Here is a 19,030-nt window from a genome sequence, read left to right as displayed (position 1 = left end):
CTTTCTTGCCGCCCCCGCCTCCCCTTGGTTATTGAGCCGCAGAATGCTAACCTCCCGCCTCTTCTCGAGGAGCCTGACTGCTGACAGGAAAACCTCGAATTCCCGGAGGCAAAAGGGCTATACTCTGCGCCCGTTGGCTAATTTTAAGACGATTGGTAGTTCTTCCATGCTGAAATGGCTCGTACGCCTGTTTATTGTCATGATGCTGGGTGCAGTGCTGGGTGTTGCCAGCCTCATCGGCATCTACTTCTACATCAAGCCCCAGTTGCCCGATGTGACCGCGCTGCGCGACGTCAAGCTGGCCACCCCGATGAAGGTGTACAGCCGGGATGGGGAATTGATCTCCCAATTTGGCGAAATTCGTCGCATCCCGCTGCGTCTGGATGAAATTCCCCAGTCCATGATAGATGCCGTGCTCGCGACCGAGGATGCCCGCTTCTATGAGCACCCGGGAATAGACCCGATCGGTATCATTCGAGCCGCCACCGTCTGGGCCGTCTCCGGCCATGCCCGCCAAGGCGCCAGTACCATCACCCAGCAGGTCGCCCGCAACTTCTTCCTGAGCAATGAGAAGACCATAGTGCGCAAGGTCAAGGAAGTGTTCCTGGCCTGGCGTATCGAGCAGAATCTCTCCAAGGACGAGATACTGCAGCTCTACCTCAACAAGATACCGCTCGGTTACCGCGCGTTCGGGATAGGCGCCGCCGCTCAGGTCTACTTCGGCAAAGAGGTCAAAGACCTGACCCTGGACGAGATCGCCATCATAGCCGGCCTGCCCAAGGCGCCGTCCATGTTGAACCCGATCCGTTCACCGGAGCGTGCCTTCGCCCGCCGCAACGTGGTGCTGGGTCGCATGCTGGAAACCGGCAAGATCACCCAGGCCCAGTATGACGAGGCCTCCAAGATGCCGATCAAGGCCCGCTATCACGGCGCCGAGATCACCCTCAATGCCCCTTACCTGGGGGAGATGGTGCGCCAGAAGATGGTGGAGCAGTTTGGTGAAGACGCCTACACCATGGGCCTGCACGTCTACACCACTGTTACTGCCAAGCGCCAGCGTGCCGCCCGTCTGGCCCTGCTGGATGGCGTGTTCGACTACGATACCCGTCATGGCTACCGCGGCACGACAGCCCAGCTGTGGAAAGCGGGAGAAGCCGACTGGGATTACGACCAGATCATGGCGCACCTGGCCAAGCAGCCCACTTACGAGCCTCTGATGGCCGCCGTGGTCACCAAGCTGGGTGACAAGAGTGCGACCCTGGTGCTGAAAAATGGCAAGCAGGCAGAACTCGGCTGGAACGGCATCAAATGGGCTCGCGCCTTCATCACCGATGATCGCCAGGGCTTCGCCCCCCGCTCCGCCCGTGACATGCTGAAAGTCGGCGCCCAAATCTGGGTGCGGGAGAAGGGTGAAGAGCTGCTGCTCTCCCAGATCCCCGAGGTCAACGCCGCCCTGGTGGCCATGAACCCGCAGGATGGCGCCATCGAGGCCCTGGTCGGCGGCTTCAGCTTCGAGCTGTCCAAATTCAACCGGGTCGATCAGGCGCGCCGTCAGATAGGCTCCAACATCAAGCCCTTCCTCTATGCCACCGCGCTGGAGCAGGGCTATACCCTGGCCTCCCTCATCAATGATGCGCCGATCAACCAGTGGGACCCCTCCAAGGGCCCCATGTGGCAGCCCAAGAACTCCCCGGCCATCTACGAAGGTCCCACCTCGCTGCGGCTCGGTCTTGCCAAGTCCAAGAACGTGATGTCGGTGCGACTGATGCGCGCCATCGGTCTGGATACCTATATCGACGGCCTGACCCGCTTCGGGTTCGCACGCGACACCATATCCCGCAATGAATCGCTGGCGCTGGGCGCCGCCGAATTCACCCCGCTGGAAGTGGTGCGCGGTTATTCCGTCATGGCCAACGGCGGCTTCCAGGTCACCCCCTATTTCATCACGGACGTGACCGACAGCTTCGGGGAGCCCCTGTACCAGGCCAACCCTGCCGCCGCCTGTCGTGATTGCGGCGTGCTGGCCGCGGCAGGTCTCGACAGTGCCGATGCCTACGCCAATACCGGCGGCGACTGGAAGGCCCAGTGCCCGATCGATCCTGTCGTGCCCAACAACATGGCACCGCAGACCATCAGTGCCCAGAGCACCTTCCTGGTCACGGATACCCTGACCACCGCCATCTGGGGTGGCAACGGCTGGCGCGGTACCGGCTGGCGGGCGGCTCGCGACCTCAAGCGTCACGACATCTCCGGCAAGACAGGGACCACCAACGAATCCCGTGATGCCTGGTTCTCCGGTTACACGCCGAACCTGGTCGCCACCTCCTGGATAGGTTTTGACAACCACCAGCGGGGTCTTGGCCGGGCCGAGTTCGGCGGCGGCGCGGCCCAGCCTATCTGGATCGACTTCATGAAGACGGCGCTCAAGCAGGTGCCCGAGCGCAAGATGCCGGTACCCGAGGGGATCATCACGGTACGGGTCGATCGCGAGACCGGTCTGCTGACCAATCGCACCGATGGCAGCAGCACTGAAGAGTTCTTCAAGGAAGGCACTGAGCCGACCCGCTATGCGACCCAGAGCTCGGACGGCAATCAGGTGTATGGCGGCGACGGCTCGCCCACTGACGGACCCGTCTCTACCGACGATATCTTCTAAGCGACAGCTCAAGATAAAAAAACCGGCGCCTTGGCGCCGGTTTTTTTATCTGCTTCGGAAATATCAACCAAGCAGGCTCTTCATCAGACTGGAGATACGGGCAGCCAGCTCGTTGAAGCAGGGCCTGCGTACCGAGTAGTGGCGATAGAGCAACGAGATGGCACGGCCCGGCACCGGGTCAATCACGGGGCGATAACTGACCCCCCCTTCCTCCGCATTGGCAGGCACGGCCAGTTTGGGCACCAGCGTCATGCCGCTGCCCGCGGCGACCATGTTGCGCAACGTCTCCAGGCTGGTGCCCTTGAAGCGCTGATCCTCACCAATACCCGCGGCGAAGCAGAACCCCATCGCCTGATCCCGCAGACAGTGGCCATCGGCCAGCATCAGCAGTTTCTTGCCCTTGAGATTGCTGAGCGGTACCGACTTGGCCCTGGCTTCCGGGTGATGCTGCGGTACCGCCAGCCACATGGGCTCCTGATAGAGGGGAATCGAGCCAAACCCTTCCATCCCCTCAAGTTCGGCGAGGATGAGACAATCCAGCTCCCCTTCCTCCAGCCGCTTGAGCAGCACCTGGGTCTGCTCCTCATAGAGATAGAACTCCAGCTTGGGAAAATGCTCGCGCAGATCCTGGATGATGTGGGGCAGCAGATAGGGGCCGACAGTGGGAATGAAACCGATATGGATCTCTCCGGACATGGGTTCGGCGAAGTGCTGGCCTATGCTCTTGAGCTCACGCACCTCTTTTAGCACCTTGCGGGCCTGATGGGCCATGGCGTCACCGGCCGGGGTAAACAGCACCTTGCGGGAGGTGCGCTCGATCAGGATCACCCCCAGCTCGTCCTCCAGCTTGCGCAGTTGGCCGCTCAGGGTCGGCTGGCTGACGAAGCAGCGCTCCGCCGCCTTGCGAAAGTGCTTCTCCTCTTCCAATGCCACCAAATACTCGAGATCGCGAAGGTTCATACATCCAGAATCCTGCCAACCAATTGGGCCATTAGCATGCCCAAGAAAGACTGGAGGGACAAGGGATGGTGACTGAATGGAAAAAGAGGGGTAGATGGAAAAACAAAACGGGCCCGGATCCAGGATCCGGGCCCGCTCAAGCGGCGAGTGTCAAACCCTCATTACACCCGGAAGCGACGTACCATCTCCTGCAGCTGGGTCGCCAGGTGGTTAAGGTCGTTGCAGGCCTGTGCCATCTGGGTCGCGCCAGCCGCCACCTCTTCCGAGGCATGGCTGATGTTGACCACGTTGCGGTTGAGCTCTTCGCTCACAGCCCCCTGCTCTTCGGTCGCGGTCGCGATCTGTATGTTCATGTGGGAGATGCTCTCCACAGAGCCACTGATCTCGGAAATGGACGCTCCCGCCTCCCGCGCCGTGCTCACTGTGGAGTTCATCATGTCCTGGCTCTGCTGCATGGTGGTGCCGGCCTGTTCGGCCCGCTGCTGCAGTTCGGCAATGATGGTGTTGATCTGGGAGGTGGAATCCTGAGTCCGTTTCGCCAGGGTACGCACCTCATCGGCCACCACGGCGAAACCACGACCCTGTTCACCGGCCCGGGCCGCTTCTATGGCGGCGTTGAGCGCCAGCAGGTTGGTCTGTTCGGCGATCCCGCGGATCACTTCGAGCACCATGCCGATGTTGCGGCTGTCATCGCCGAGCTGACGGATCACCACGGCCGTGCTCTCGATGGCGCCAGCCACCTGCTCGATGCGCTTGATGGAGTCGTTGACGGTGCGAGCCCCCAGCTCGGCCGTGCTGCTGGCGGCACTGGCAGCACTGGCGGCATCGCTGGTATTGCGGGACACCTCCTGCACCGTGGCCTGCATCTCGTTCATGGCGGTCGCCAGCTGGTTCAGCTCATGCTGCTGGCTGTTCATATTGTTGGCAGACTGACGGGCTACTGCGCTGATCTCTTCCGCCGCCGAGCTGAGCTGTACCACTGAACCGGACACCTCGCTGACCAGGTTGCGCAAGTTTTTCTGCATCTCGCCAAAGCCTTTGGCCAGTTGGCCCAGTTCGTCGTTGTTGAACTGTCTCAAGTCGAGGTGCGTCGCCAGATCGCCGGCAGAGACCTTGCGAGTCTGCTCCAGCAGGGCCATGACGGGATTGCGGATCTGGCCGGTCAGCAACCAGGCCACGACGACGACGAACGCCAGCGTCATCACTCCCACCAGGATGCTCATGTTGCGCGAGTTGCTGTAAAGCTCGGCGACCGATTTGACCATGCCGTCGGCAATTTCGTTGTTGATCTCGCGCAGACGATAAGATTTGGAACCCACCTCCTCCAGTGCGATCCGGGTCTCGTTCTTGCGCAGGCTCTTGACCTTCTCCAGATCCCCGTTGGCAAAGGCGGCCACCAGCTCCTCATGCACGGAGAAATATTTGGCACCGGCAGCAATCAACTGCTCGTAGGTCTGCCGCTCTTCATCCGTGCTGAAGGGCAGCGAGCCATATTTTTGCGCCGCCGCATCAAACTCCTGCTTCGCCTTGTTAAAGGTGGCGGTGCGGTCACTGACCTCCTGGGCATCCTTGTTCAGGCCGCCGATGACCTGAGCCAGCTCGGAGCGACGGGCATCGAGAATGGCCACATGCATCTGGCTGGCATAGCGGGTCGATGGCAACAAATTCCCGGAGATGGTTTCAGTATCACCGTAGAGGCGTGACAGCTGAGCGATGGAAAACCACGCCAACCCCAGCACCAGCAAGGCCAATACGGCAAAGCCGGCACTCAACTTCTGACCTATAGACATATTTTTGAACATGATTGGTATCCTTGGCGGCTAGACGCAAACCCGTGGAGCCGAACTCCCGAGCCATCACCCATAGAGCATAGCGCGATGATCGCAAGCGGATGATTTTCAAACTATCCGCTAGTCAATATATCGTCATGCCCACGGATAGCATGAGGATCAAGCGGGTAGGAAAAATCTGTCCCTCTCAGCCTGGGTTTGCTCGTCATCCTGCCCACCAATCGACAAGACGGGGTTTCAGCGTCCCATCACCGCCTGGATCTGGCGGGCAAAGGCCGCCGGCTCGCCCAGGAAGGAAGAGGCGGACAGCGGCGTCACCTTGTCCCCTTGCACCAACCCCAGGGTCGGGTAGCCCTGCCCACCGAGGCGGCGCATCCAGCCCTGGCTGGCTGCCAGATGGCCGGCCAGATCCACGTTCTGATAAGCATCTGCAAATGCCGCGGCATCGATGCCCTGCTCCGCCGCCAGGCTGCTCAGCTGCTCGAGGGAACCGATCCAGATGCCGTCGCGGTAGTGGGACTGCTGGATGCGATGCAGCAGGGTCAGACCATTGCCGCCCAACGTCGACATCGCCAATATGGCGCGGATGGGTTGCTCCGAGTCGAGCAACAGGCCATCGCGCAGCAGCAAGTCGTTGAAATAACCCTCACCGAAGGGCTGGCCAGTCAGGGCCTGGATCCGCTCGTCATGAGGGCGGACGTAGTCACGCAGGGCCTGACCCATGGGTTGACGACGCTCGCCCAGCCAGAGGCCGCCGGCATGCAGCTCTATGTGAAGACCGGGGATCCCGGCCGCCGCTTGCAGCAAGGGGGCAGCACCATAGCACCAGCCGCAGAGGGGGTCGTATACGTAATGCAGGCTTGTCTCGTTCATGTGATTCATTCTCGATTGTTTGGCTAAAAAAACCGGGCCCTAGGGCCCGGTAAAAAAACACAGGGAAGCAGGCGTCAGGCAATTACCACTTCATTTCACCGGTGTTGACCTTGGCACCTATGGCCAGACCATCGTCGACCGGCAGGGACGGGAAGGCTTTCTTCAGGCCTTCAATCAGCTCGCCGGAGTTTTTGGACTTGGCCAGCTCCTGCTCGAAGCGCTGAACATAGTCACGGGTGAAGGTCACGGCTTCGGTACCCTTGGGCGCAGTCCCCAGGAAGTGGCCTGGCACGACACGCTCGGGTTTCATGGCCAGCAGCTCGTTGAGGGTCTTCACCCAGTGAGCGCGGGCTTCCTTGGTCTGGCTGTCCGCCATCCAGACGTGCACGCCGCTGTAGACGGGCACACCACCCAATGCTGTCTTGATGGACGGCGCCCACAGGTAAGCGGTCGGCGTGTTCATCTCCTTGATCTCGATCTTCTCGCCTTCGAGGGTCAGGTAAGAGGCGGTCATCACTTCCGGTACCGTCAGAGCTTTGGGTGCACCTGCGCCCAGGATGGGTCCCCAATAGGTCAGCTTGTCATCCTTGGTCTTGTTGATGTGGTCGACCACATGCTGGTCCGCCAGGACTTTGACTTTCGGAAACGCCTTCATGATGGGCTCCAGACCGAAGTAGAAGTCGGGATCCCCCGCGCTGATATAGACGGTGGTCAGCTGCTTGCCGCTTTGCTTGATCATGTCGACCAGGGCCTGGCCATTTTTCACATCAAACTGGGCATCGATCAGAATGGCCTCTTTGTCACCGGCCACTAGGGAAGAGGAGACAGGGAAGATGGCCTTCTCGCCCGGGTTGTAGACGGTCACTGTCAGGGGGGCTGCCATGGCGGCGCCACTCAGCAGGGTGGTGGCCAGGGTCAGGTTGCGGATCAGGGTGTTGTTCATCGGGTATTCCTCATCAAGTCATCAGGGGTTCATCAGATGGACACAGTTTATTGGATCATTAACGGTACAAATACAGCATAATAAGCACATCACTGTTGCATTAATCGAGCATATAGAGGGCCTGCAGATGGATCGACTGACCGCATTACGGGTCTTTGTCAGCGTAGTCGAACAGGGCAGCCTGAGCGGCGCCGGGGAGAAGCTGGAGATGTCGCGCGCCATGGTGACGCGCTACCTGGCTGAACTGGAGCAGTGGATGGGGGCCCGTCTGCTGCACCGCACCACCCGGCGGTTGAGCCTGACAGGACCTGGTGAAGAGGCATTGAACCGCGCCAGGGCCATGCTGGCACTGGGGGAGGAGATGGAGCAGATCGCCATCCGCGGCGATGAGGCGCCCAAGGGGCAACTGCGCATCACCAGCAGTTACTCCCTCTCAGAGGCCCTGCTGGTGGGGGCCGCCAACGACTATCTGGCCCAGTATGCGGGCACCGCCATCGACATCCTGCTGCTGGACCGCACCGTCAACCTGGTGGAGGAGCGGATCGATCTGGCCATTCGCATCACCAATGATCTGGATCCCAACCTGGTGGCCCGCCGGCTCGGCACCTGCCACTCAGTGGTCTGTGCCAGCCCGGCCTATCTGGCCAGACACCCGACGCCGCACAAGGTGCAGGATCTCGCCCTGCACAACTGCCTCACCTACACCTATTTCGGCAAGAGCCTGTGGGAGTTTCAGGGACCCGCCGGGCCTGAATCCGTGCCGGTCAGCGGCAATCTCAGTGCCAACATATCCAACCTGCTGCTGGAGGCGACCCTGGGTGGCGCCGGCATCAGCATGCAGCCCCGCTACTCGGTGCAATCCCAGCTGGAGAGTGGCGCCCTGGTGCCCCTGCTCGAGGCATGGCAACCCAAGCGCCTCGGGGTCTACGGTGTCTATGGCACCCGCAAGCAGATGTCGCCCCTGCTGCGCAGCTTCCTCGATTTCCTGGTGGTGCGCATGGCGGCCGATCCCATGTGGCAGGAGTAACGCCACCATGCAAAAGGGGCCCGCAGGCCCCTTCTTGTTCATGACATCCGATTACCCGCATCCGGATCAGGCTTCGAAGCCGGTCAGCGGAGCCTCGGACGGCGCCTCCTGCGACACATCCAGATAGATGTCCCGGTACGCCACATAGATGGAGTAATTGAGGGCCGGTATCACCACCAGCAGGCCGATCAACATCAGGGCGGCGCCAAACAGCATCAAGCCGGCGGCAATCAGCCCCCACCAGAAGAAGGGCCACATGTTGGTCAGGCAACCTTTGAAGCTGAGCTTGGCGGCCTGCAATATGCCGACATCGTGGAAATAGATGAGGGCGGGCGCGAAGGTGATGGCCATCAACACCGGGATCAGCAGTGCCAGCCCCAGCAGCAGGCAGAGCAGCAGCCCCTGCGCCTGCGCCACGCTCACCACCATGGACTCGGGATCCTGGGTCAGCAGGGAGGTCAACCCCCACATGGAGAGCAGCCCGAGGCAGATGAGCCCGATCAGAATGAACAGGGCCAGCACCAGCAGGCCACCCAGCATCAGCGGGGTCAGCTTGTTGCGAAACCCGGCGAAGAAGTCGGCAAACTTGAGCTGATTGCCCTCGTAGCCACGCTGGGCCACCACCACCCAGCCCGCGCCCCACACCATGTAGAGCAACTGGGAGATGAGGCCGCCCGCTGGCAGGCGTTCCAGCAGCAGGCCGACCGCGAACCAGATCAGGACCATGGCGACACTGACGCCCATGCCCTTGTTGAAAATATCGAAGCCGGATCGCACCCAGACCCAGCCACGCCCGATGGGGTGACGGGCGGGCTCGGCGCGCAGGGGGGACAATCCATTCATAACGTTTCCTCAGATGATGACGGGCTGGCTGCCGATTCTAGAGCCATGGGCCGGCTGACTCAATGGCGGACGATCGCGGGTTGCGGCTTCGCACGTCAGGGCTGCTTGTATCAGACGTTACGGTTATCATAAGAGACCCCCGCACCAGGGGCATTCACTTATTCAAGAGAATCCAAGATGCGTACACTTCATCTGGCGCCGATCCTGCTGGCCTCCCTGCTGCTCAACCTCTGGCAATGGCAGGATCAATCCACCCCCCCAGCGCCCCAGCCGCAACCCGACGCCGCTGACAGCTCAGCCCTGGCCCAGTGCGATACAGCGGCCAGCCAGAGTGCCAGTCAGAACCTGATGGCCAAGCTGCCCGGCAAGGGATCGCAGGGTGAGCCCGCCCCCGCACAGGAGGCCATGGCCCCCAATCCGGAGCTGGAGGCCGCCATCAGCCAGTGGAGCCAGTCCAGCGACGGCTCTGTGCTGATAGAGCGGCTCTACGATGCCGAGCAGGGCAGCCAGCTCACCACAGTGTTCGATCGGCTGGACGTGGTGGAGGACGTGCGCGCTCAGGTACAGGAGCAGCTGCGCGAACTTTATCGCCTCGGTTTCGATCACCCCGATGCCTACGAGCAGGAGAGCCAGCGCATCTGGAGCAACATCAGCAACCTGCTGGGTGACGACACCCGCACCCGGCTGGAACAGGAGCTCTACTCGGGCGACATCAACCGCCTGCTGGAGATCCAGGGCCGACTGGCGGAGCGCGGCGAGCTGCTGGCCCCGACCCAGCGCCAATCCCTGACGCGTCTGCTGAGCGATGCCAACCAGCAACTGGCCCAGCAGGAGAGTGGCGATGCCGGCACCTATCTGGAGAACCAGAAGGCCTATACCCAGCGCGTGCTGGAGAGCAGCCGCGCCTTCCTCAACCCGAGCCAGCTGAAAGTCGTGCAGGACATGCTGGAGCTGGATCTGGTACGCCAGGAGGTGTCGGTCCAGATGGAAGCCATCTATCAGCGCTTCCAGCCCGCGTCCTGATGCCCTTGCCCTGGTTCGTTTGACCCAACCCATAACGTGGAACCGTCATGAGAGTCGTTTGTTGTATCTTGTTGCTGCTGGCCAGCCAGTGCGCCCTCGCCGAGGGATTTATCAGCCGTCTGCTCAACCATCCGGTGCCGGGCGGCGTTGCCGTGGTGCCGCTTGGCAATGCAGCGCAGGCCCCCGCCGCCCGTTATCAGGACAAGCCCGTGCTGGTGGTGCGGGAAGAGGATCGCCGCTGGATCGCCATCGTCGGCATTCCCCTCAAAAGCCAGCAAGGGGCTCATACCCTGACGGTGAATGATGGTCGCACCCTCGGCTTCACGGTCGGCAACAAGCACTACCGCGAGCAGCACATCAAGCTCAAAAACAGCCGCCAGGTCAACCCGCTGGCCGAAGACATGACGCGCATCAACCGCGAACTGGCGGAGCAGACCCGCGCCTATCAAACCTTCAGCCCGACCCAGCCCAGCAACCTGCTGTTCGACAAGCCGGTGCAGGGCCCGCTCTCCAGCCCGTTCGGCCTGCGCCGCTTCTTCAACGGCGAAGAGCGCAACCCCCACTCAGGCCTCGACTTCGCGGTCGGTGCCGGCACCCCCATCAAGGCCCCGGCCTCCGGCAAGGTGATCCTGATCGGCAACTACTTCTTCAATGGCAACACCGTCTTCGTCGACCACGGCCAGGGGCTGATCAGCATGTTCTGCCACATGTCGAAGATCGACGTGAAGCTGGGCCAGACCCTGCCCCGCGGCGGCATAGTCGGCCGGGTCGGTGCCACCGGTCGCGCCACCGGTCCCCACATGCACTGGAACGTCAGCCTCAACGACGCCCGCATCGATCCCGCCATCTTCATCGGCGCCTTCAAGCCCTGACTCGAGACAGCCAATCCCGTCCATCTGCTGTGATGAGCAGGCAGGATAAAATGAAAAAGGCAGCCCGGGCTGCCTTTTTCATGGACGGATGACGGCGTATCAGGCGGCGGCGTGCAGGCCGGCCTCCTTGCGCATGGCCCACCACATCACCAGCACCAGCACTGTGCTGCAAGTCGGCAATGCCAGCCAGACCCCGGCCACCCCCCACAGGGAGGAGAAGCCCCACAGGAAGCCGCCAATCAGCACCAGCTTGCCGCCGGTGAGCAGGGAGGCGATGCGGGCCCGGTTGATGGCCTGGAAGTAGGTGGCCCCCACCAGCAACAGCCCTTCCATCGGCAGCCCCCAGAAGTAGAGCCAGATGCCGAGGCTCGCCACCGGCAAGAGGGCCGCGTTGTCGCCGGCAAACAGATAGACGACCCCTTCCGGCCACAGATAGAGCGGGATCATGCCGCACAGCGCCACCAGCAGGGTGACGCCCAGCGCCAGGTTGCGCACCCGCAGCACCCGTTGCCAGTTGCCCGCCCCCGCGTTGAAGCTGGCGATAGGCTGTATGCCCATGGCGATCCCCTCGAAGATGAGATAGAAGAAGGCCTCGCTGTAGCTGATGACGCCATAGGCGGCCACGTGCAGCGAGGTACCCACCGCCAGCAGCGCCTTGTTGTGCAACGCCAGCACCACCGACAGGTAAAGGTACATCAGAAAGCTCGACATCCCGAGCCGCAGCGTCTCCCGCATCAGTCGCCAGTCCGGTACCAGCGTATCCCAGCGAATGCGCAACTGGCTGCGCGGGGTGAAGAAGTGCCACAAACAGAGGCCGCCGGTCACCGCCTGGGAGAGCATGGTGGCGATGGCCGCCCCCGCCAGGCCCCAGGGGACGACCGCCATCAGCAGGTAATCGAGCAAGACGTTGAGTACGCCGCCGCCCACCAGGATCCAGGTGGCGAGACCGGGTCGTCCGTCATTGCGCAGCAGGGCGGTGAACGCCATGGAGAGCACGGCAAACACCCCGAGCCAGGCGTACCACTGCAGATAGGCGAGCCCGGCGTCGAATATGAGCCCCTCGGCCCCCATCCAGGCCAGCATCTCATCCCCATAATTGATGCCGATAAAGGCGAGCACGGCCGAAGCGAGCAGCACCATCACCAGCGCATTGCCGACTATGTGGCGTGCCTTCGCCTGCTCCCCCTTGCCGAGGTAGAAGGAGGCGAGCGACGAGGAACCCATGCCGATCAGCGCCCCCACCGCATAGAGCACGGCGCAGATGGGATACGCCAGCATCATGCCCGCCAGCCCGTCCTGGCCCAGGATATGGCCGACGAAGATGCCGTCTATGGTGACATAGATGCCGGTGACCAGCATGGCGGCCACGGTCGGCGTGACGTAGCGCCAAAACAGGCGGGAAAGGGGGGCCGTGCCCAGATCGACTGCTGACATAAGATGCTCTAAGGAGGGGAAAACGGCCGGAATAATAGCCAAACAAGGACCTGATCGCCCGTTATTTATGTTACAAATCATTAATATGGAAAACTTTACCCGCCTCGGCCCCTGCTTTAGGCTAGGGCGACCTCTCATGAACGGAAACGTGCGCCATGTTGCAACGCCTGCTCTCCCTGCTGCTGCTCTCCCTCTGCCTCTCCCCCGCATTCGCTCAGGCCAATGACGCCATCACCCAGGTGGAGGAGCTGCTGCAGAGCGTGCCCAAGACCGACAGCCCGGAAAACCAGAAGTTGCGGGAAAGTTATCAGCAGGCGCTGCAATTTGCCCGGGAAGCCCAGCGCTATCGCGAGCAGGGCAAGGCCTATCAGCAGATCCTCATCGACTACCCCAAGGAGTCGGCCCGCCTCAAGGAGAGCCTGCACAACTATCAGCCCCAGTCTCGCCCGCCGCTCTCTTCCCTCAAGGAGGAGCCGCTGCGCCAGGCCATAGGCCTGAGCAGCAACCGCCAGCTCAACCTGCGCAAGGAGCGCCAGGCTGTGATGGACAGCCTCAACCAGCTGGAGAGCACGGGCCAGGAGTATCACCTGCGGGTCGACGAGCTGCGCAAGCAGTTGCAACAGACCCGCACCCTGCTCGATCGGCTCAGCTTCAGCAGCGAATCGGATCGCCAGCAGGAGGCCCAGCAGCTGGTCACCCGCCTCAAGGAGCAAAGCCTCTCCGACCGGATCCAGATGCTGGAGCTGGAGCAGCTCTCCGCCCAGCAGCGCAACGATCTCGGCAAGCTGAAGCTACAGGAGCTCAACCTCGCCATCACGGACGAGGACGAGTGGCAGACCAGCCTGCTCAACCAGCAAAACCAGCTGCGACGGGAGAAGACGGAGCTGGCGCTGGCGGAGAGCGAGCGGCTGCGCAAGCAACTCACCTCCGACATGCCGCTGCTGCTGGAGCAGCAACAGCAGAACCAGGCGCTCTCCATCCAGCTCGGTGCGCTGGAAGATCAGATAGAGCGGGTGCAGGACGATCAAAGGGCCATCGACAAGAACCTCTCGGCCCTGAACGATCTGGTCAACTCGGTGCGGGAGCAATTGGAGTGGCTGCAGATCAGCAATGCCTACGGCGAGAACCTGCGCAGCAAGCTCTCCGATCTGCCGGCCTACTTCCCCCTCGACAAGCTGGAATCCGCCATCGTCAACGCGCGCATGGCCAAGTACCAGTACGAGACGGAGCAGGACGCGCTCAAGGATCCGCGCCAGCTGCGCGAGCAGCTGATGGCCACCGATGAGATGGCCCTCGACCGATCCCAGCAGGCTGTGCTCGACAACCTGCTCAAGGCCAGGCGGCAACTGCTGACCCGCCTCAACGACGCCTCCGACAGCCTGATCCAGGAACAGACCCGGCTCAAGCTGCTCTACAGTCGCCAGAACAGCAAGATCGACGAGATCCGCGATCTCAGTGCCAGCCACCTGTTCTGGATGCCGGATGTGCGCCCGCTCACCCCGGCCGTGCTGCTCGGGGTACCGGCGGCCCTCGGCCTCGCCCTCAACCCGGTCAACTGGTTGCAACTGCCCCAGGCCATCGCCGAGAACAACCCCATCACCCTCACCTTCGCCGGCATAGGCATCCTGGTGCTGGCCTGGTGCTGGTTCAAGCTGGCCCGCCATCTGACCCAATACAGCCAGCACATAGCGCCCCGCATCGGCAAGGTGACCCAAGACAAGTTCAGCCTCACCAGCCGGCTGCTGATGCGCTCCCTGCTCGCCTCCCTGCCCCTGCCCGCCATGGTGCTGATGGTGCGCGGCCTGCTCGACGGCGCCTGGCAATATCCGTTCGCGGTGGCGGTGGCCCGCGGTCTCGGCGAGATCTGGTTCCTGCTGCTGGCACTCTTGATGGCACGTCACCTGACCCTGGAGAAGGGGATCCTGATCCTCCATTTTCGCTGGCAGAAGGAGCGGGTGCAGAAGGTGTGGAGCCAGTTTCGCACCCTGCTGCTGGTGATCATCCCGAGCTTCTTCGTGCAGGGCATGGCCAACAGCTATCAGGATCACGCCTTCTACGACTCCCTCGGCCGGATGGCCTTCATCGTCGGCGCCCTCTGGCTGCTGCTGTTCTTCGCTCGTCTCAACCGGGAGCGGCTGCCGCTCACCTGGGGCCAGGCCGACATGACCAAGCCGCATTTGCTGCACCACTTCATCTGGAACAGCCTGATGCTGGCCCCGCTGCTGGCTGTGATCGGCTCCCTGCTCGGCTACTTCTACACCTCGCGCATCCTGCTGCGCCAGTTGGAGCTGAGCCTGCTGATGGGGCTTGGCTGCCTGCTCGTCTACTATCTGGCGCACCGCTGGATGCTGATCCAGCGCCGCCGTCTCGCCTTCGAGCGGGCCAAGAGCAAACGGGCCGAGATACTGGCCCAGCGCGGCCGGGAGGAGGGGCACGACGAGCTCAGCTCGGAGATCCCGGACGTGGTGGAAGATACAGAGCTGGATCTCGATACCATCAGCGCCCAGTCGCTGGGGCTGGTGCGTACCCTGCTGATGCTGGGCTTCACCATGCTGGTGGTGGTGCAGTGGTCCGAACTCAACTCGGCGTTCAGCTTCCTGCGCAGCATAGAGGTGTGGCAGGTCACCAGCAAGATTGGCGGCATAGAGCAGCTCTCCGCCATCACATTGCAGGATCTGATGCTGACGGCGTTTACCTTCATCCTGACCGTGGTCACGGCCCGCAACCTGCCTGGCCTGATGGAGCTGACCCTGCTCCAGCACCTGAGCCTCTCCCCCGGCACCGGCTTTGCCATCACCACAGTCACCAAATACATAGTGCTGGTGGTGGGGGCGCTGAGCGGTTTCTCCATCCTCGGCATCGACTGGTCCAAGGCGCAGTGGATGGTGGCTGCGCTCTCTCTCGGCCTGGGTTTCGGTCTGCAGGAGATCTTCGCCAACTTCGTCTCGGGTCTCATCATTTTGTTCGAGAAACCGATCCGGCTCGGCGACACAGTCACCATCCGCGAGCTGACCGGCACAGTCACCAAGATCAAGACCCGCGCCACCACCATAGTGGATTGGGACAGGAAGGAGATCATAGTCCCCAACAAGGCCTTCATCACAGAGCAGTTCATCAACTGGTCCCTGTCCGATGCCATCACCCGGGTACGGCTGCGCATCCGCATCGGCCTGACCCAGGAACCCAGGCGGGTACAGACCATTCTGGAAGAGTCGATCCGGGCCTCCACCCTGGTGCTGGAGACCCCCTCCCCCGAGGTGTTCCTGATCGAATTCACCGACTCGGCGCTGATCTACGAGATCCGGCTCTATGTTAACAGCATGGATCACCGCATGCCCATCACTCACGAGGTGCACTCGCTGGTGCTGGAGAAGCTGCAACAACAGGGGCTGGGGCTGCCGCACCAGCAGATCGACATTCGACTGAGCCGTGCCTGATCGCGGCGCAACAGGAGCCATATCATGCAGATCATCGCCCATCGCGGCGCCAGCGGGCTGGCGCCGGAAAATACCCTCAAGGCCATCCGGCTGGCGCTGACACTGGGCGCCCAGGCCATAGAGATAGATGTACAGCGGGCCGACGGCGAGCTGTGGGTCTTCCACGACCGGCGACTGGAGCGTTGCACCGACGGCCTCGGCGTGCTGACGGCGCAATCCCGTACCTATCTGGCGGGACTTGATGCGGGGGAAGGAGAGCCCATCCCGACCCTGTGGCAGGTGATGGAGGCCATCGCCGGCAAGGCCGAGCTGCATATCGAGCTGAAAGGGGCACAAACAGCCGACGAGGTGGCCCGACTGACCCGGCGCGCCGAGGCGGAGCTCGGTTTCACGCCAGCGCACTGGGTCGTCTCCTCCTTCCACCATCCTGAGCTGGCCCGCTTTGCCGCCTTGCGGCCCGAGATCCGGCTGGGAGCCTTGACCGCCACCATACCGCTCACCCTGGCGGCGTTTGCGGCCGAGCTCGGAGCCTGGTCGCTCAACTGCGACCTGGACTTTGTCGACGCAGCACTGGTCATGGATGCCCATCGACGGGGATTGAAGGTGCTGGTCTATACGGTCGATCACACTGCCGACCTGGCGGCACTGGCCGCCATGGGGGTGGACGGGATATTTACCAACCGGCCGGACCGCTTCCTTACTGCGGCCTGATCGGACTCATTATTTCGGCAGGAGATCGATAAATGCTGATTTAGGCTATAAATTTAAGTGCGCACCGGGATACAAAAAGTTCGACTTTGGCCGATAACAGTTGGCTCATAACAATAAAACGACACATCGCAGACTGACGCTCACAAGGATGTAAATATGAACTTATCCATCAAGAACAAGCTTGTCCTCGCCATCGGGGTCATTATCCTGGTCATCACAGGCCTGCAGGTCTGGTACAACACCTCCCAACTGAGAAGCGAAACCCAACGCCTTATCTGGAGTTTCATCGACGACAGCTCGGCTGCCAATGTGAAAGGCATCTCCCGCTGGCTGGATGCCCGGATCAGCATGGTCACCTCCACCAAGGAGGCCTTCACCAAGGAAGACGAACCCATCAGCCATCTGGCCCAATCCATGAATGCCGGCAACTTCGATCTGGTCTATGCGGGCACGAAAGATGGCAAGATGATCCAGAGCAAGCCGACCAATCTGCCAGCCGGCTATGACCCCCGTCAGCGCCCCTGGTACAAGGACGCCATGGCTGCCGGCAAGCTCGCCATCACGGCGCCCTACGCCGACATCACCACGGGTCAACTCATCATCACCATCGCCGAGCCCTTCACCCGCGGCAATACCCAGGGGGTGATCGCCGGTGACGTCTCCATCGATGCGCTGGTACGCGATGTGCTGGCCATCAACTCGGAAGGCACCTACGCCATCCTGGTGGACAGCAATGGCACCATCATAGCCCACCCGGACAAGGAGCTGGCCCTCAAACAGGCGACCGCCATCTCCCCGGATCTGACCGCCGCCAAGGTCAACGAGCTGGCCCATGACAACACCATCTCCGAGATGGAGATCAGCGGCAAACCCAGCGTGTTCGACCTGACCGAGATCCCCAACACCAACTGGTATTTCGGCATAGTGGTGGATGAGGCGGTTGCCTATCAGTCCGTGTCGCGCATGGTCACCTCCGCCCTGCTGCAGGGCCTGCTCACCATTCTCATCGTGGCCGGCTTCTCTTATGTCGCCATCAACGGCTCCCTGGCCCCGCTGAAAACCCTGGGGGAGGCCATCGCCGACCTCTCTCGCGGCAACGGTGACCTGACTCGCCGCGTCAAGATCGAGCGTGAAGACGAGGTGGGGGTCGTGGCCAAGCACGTCAACACCTTCATCGATCGCATCCACGTGATGGTGCAGGATATCTCCAACTCCTCCGGCCAACTGAACCAGCAGGCCAAGTCCTCCCACAACATGGCGGAGAAATCCAGCCAGGGCTTGGCTCGCCAGCAAAACGAGATCTCCCAGATCGCCACTGCGGTGCACGAGATGTCCGCCACCGCGGTGGAAGTGGCCAGCAACGCCGAACAGACCGCAGATGCGGCCCGCAGCTCCTCCAGCAGCTGTGATCATGGCAAGCAGGTCATAGCCCGCAACCAGCGCTCCATCACGGATCTCGCCACCCAGGTCAAACAGGCCTCCGGCATCATTCAGGAACTGGAGAAGAACGCGCAGGAGATCAACACCATACTCTCCACCATCCAGGGCATAGCCGAGCAGACCAACCTGCTGGCGCTGAACGCCGCCATCGAGGCTGCGCGGGCCGGTGAACAGGGTCGTGGCTTTGCCGTGGTGGCCGACGAGGTGCGGGTGCTGTCACAGCGTACCCACAGCTCCACCGTCGAGATCCGCAGCATGATAGAGACGCTGCAACGCAACACCCAGGGCGCCGTCAGTACCATGCACGAAGGCCAGCTGCTGGCCCAGAACAGCGTGGAAGATGCGAACGATGCCACGCAGGCGCTGGAGCAGATCACCGCCTCCATCAACCAGATCTCCGACATGGCCACCCAGATCTCCAGCGCCGCCGAGGAGCAGCGCGCCGTGACCGACGAGGTCAGCCGCAACATCCAGGCGGTCAAGGATGTGTCGGACGAACTGGCGGTCGACGCCGACAGTTCTCGCCATCTGTCTGAACAACTTAAAAATATTTCAGGTGAACTGAGCAATCAGGTCGGCATGTTCCGCATCTGATCGGCGTAAATCAAAGGGGCCACACAGGCCCCTTTTTTTATGAAAAAATGCTTTTGTTTCAATAGTTATTACCACATCAACGATCGGGACTATGGGGATGAAAATTCTCATACGAAGCGGTATCTCGTCATAAAACAACGCATCACGATCGACATTCGGATTAGTTTTTTGAACCAATCCGCGCCATTAGCCAATCCGTGAATAATTCTTATTAAATATTTTTGATAAAAAACTTAAAAACTTTATGGGTAATACCTAAAAAGAGAGGTATTTCTCATTTTTTTGAAAGAAAACTACGTATAATCCTGAGCTTAAAATAACCATAGCAATGACAGCGGCTGATACCGATAACTGAAGGATGGCGATAATTACGGCGTTTTCATCCATGGAATGGGGTGATTTTGATAAAAGTCACCATTGCCAAGCA

Annotated in this window: 13 protein-coding genes; 7 read left to right on the top strand and 6 right to left on the bottom strand. The window is 61.4% G+C overall.

Annotated features, from left to right (window positions below; genetic code table 11):
* Positions 1–166 precede the first annotated feature (166 nt).
* Complete coding sequence (locus tag IU367_RS05505; protein ID WP_103470991.1) at positions 167–2,656, top strand: penicillin-binding protein 1A; 2,490 nt, start codon at positions 167–169, stop codon at positions 2,654–2,656.
* A gap of 63 nt (positions 2,657–2,719) precedes the next feature.
* Here the strand turns inward: IU367_RS05505 and oxyR are convergent, their stop codons facing one another.
* The 4 genes from oxyR to IU367_RS05485 form a co-directional block, all read right to left on the bottom strand.
* Positions 2,720–3,616: a DNA-binding transcriptional regulator OxyR gene (oxyR, locus tag IU367_RS05500; RefSeq protein WP_043135675.1), complete on the bottom strand. Its 897-nt coding sequence runs from the start codon at positions 3,614–3,616 to the stop codon at positions 2,720–2,722.
* A gap of 161 nt (positions 3,617–3,777) precedes the next feature.
* Entirely contained in the window at positions 3,778–5,418 is a 1,641-nt protein-coding gene (locus IU367_RS05495; protein WP_241278513.1) for a methyl-accepting chemotaxis protein, read from the bottom strand.
* Positions 5,419–5,643: 225 nt separating this feature from the next.
* On the bottom strand, positions 5,644–6,279 hold the full coding sequence (locus IU367_RS05490; protein WP_274453637.1) for a DsbA family protein: 636 nt from the start codon (positions 6,277–6,279) through the stop codon (positions 5,644–5,646).
* Positions 6,280–6,361: 82 nt separating this feature from the next.
* Positions 6,362–7,222, bottom strand: a complete 861-nt coding sequence (locus IU367_RS05485) for a Vmh family MBL fold metallo-hydrolase (RefSeq protein WP_043555148.1) — start codon at positions 7,220–7,222, stop codon at positions 6,362–6,364.
* Positions 7,223–7,349: 127 nt separating this feature from the next.
* Between IU367_RS05485 and IU367_RS05480 the strand changes: the two genes are divergently transcribed.
* Positions 7,350–8,249: a LysR family transcriptional regulator gene (locus tag IU367_RS05480; protein WP_043135682.1), complete on the top strand. Its 900-nt coding sequence runs from the start codon at positions 7,350–7,352 to the stop codon at positions 8,247–8,249.
* Positions 8,250–8,315: 66 nt separating this feature from the next.
* Here the strand turns inward: IU367_RS05480 and IU367_RS05475 are convergent, their stop codons facing one another.
* On the bottom strand, positions 8,316–9,092 hold the full coding sequence (locus IU367_RS05475; protein ID WP_241278514.1) for a BPSS1780 family membrane protein: 777 nt from the start codon (positions 9,090–9,092) through the stop codon (positions 8,316–8,318).
* Positions 9,093–9,269: 177 nt separating this feature from the next.
* On the opposite strand from IU367_RS05475, the gene IU367_RS05470 reads away from it, so the two are divergent.
* Both IU367_RS05470 and IU367_RS05465 read left to right on the top strand, forming a co-directional pair.
* Positions 9,270–10,115: a hypothetical protein gene (locus tag IU367_RS05470; RefSeq protein WP_274453636.1), complete on the top strand. Its 846-nt coding sequence runs from the start codon at positions 9,270–9,272 to the stop codon at positions 10,113–10,115.
* Between the two features lie 47 nt (positions 10,116–10,162).
* A complete protein-coding gene (locus tag IU367_RS05465) occupies positions 10,163–10,987 on the top strand; it encodes a M23 family metallopeptidase (protein WP_274453635.1) in 825 nt (274 codons plus the stop codon).
* A 99-nt stretch (positions 10,988–11,086) separates the two neighbouring features.
* Here the strand turns inward: IU367_RS05465 and IU367_RS05460 are convergent, their stop codons facing one another.
* Entirely contained in the window at positions 11,087–12,421 is a 1,335-nt protein-coding gene (locus IU367_RS05460) for an MATE family efflux transporter (protein ID WP_274453634.1), read from the bottom strand.
* A gap of 155 nt (positions 12,422–12,576) precedes the next feature.
* Between IU367_RS05460 and mscM the strand changes: the two genes are divergently transcribed.
* From mscM to IU367_RS05445, 3 genes are all read left to right on the top strand, one after another.
* Positions 12,577–15,858, top strand: a complete 3,282-nt coding sequence (gene mscM / locus IU367_RS05455; RefSeq protein ID WP_241325186.1) for a miniconductance mechanosensitive channel MscM — start codon at positions 12,577–12,579, stop codon at positions 15,856–15,858.
* Between the two features lie 24 nt (positions 15,859–15,882).
* Positions 15,883–16,569 carry a glycerophosphodiester phosphodiesterase gene (locus IU367_RS05450; RefSeq protein WP_274453633.1) on the top strand — a complete coding sequence of 229 codons (687 nt, stop codon included), beginning with the start codon at positions 15,883–15,885 and terminating at the stop codon, positions 16,567–16,569.
* A 156-nt stretch (positions 16,570–16,725) separates the two neighbouring features.
* Positions 16,726–18,603: a methyl-accepting chemotaxis protein gene (locus tag IU367_RS05445; RefSeq protein ID WP_043555132.1), complete on the top strand. Its 1,878-nt coding sequence runs from the start codon at positions 16,726–16,728 to the stop codon at positions 18,601–18,603.
* The last annotated feature ends 427 nt before the right edge of the window (positions 18,604–19,030 follow it).

It is taken from the genome of Aeromonas bestiarum (genome assembly GCF_028751155.1).
GTDB lineage: Bacteria > Pseudomonadota > Gammaproteobacteria > Enterobacterales > Aeromonadaceae > Aeromonas > Aeromonas bestiarum.
The sequence above is the reverse complement of the archived record's forward strand: the minus strand, read 5'-3'. Positions and strand labels throughout refer to the sequence as shown.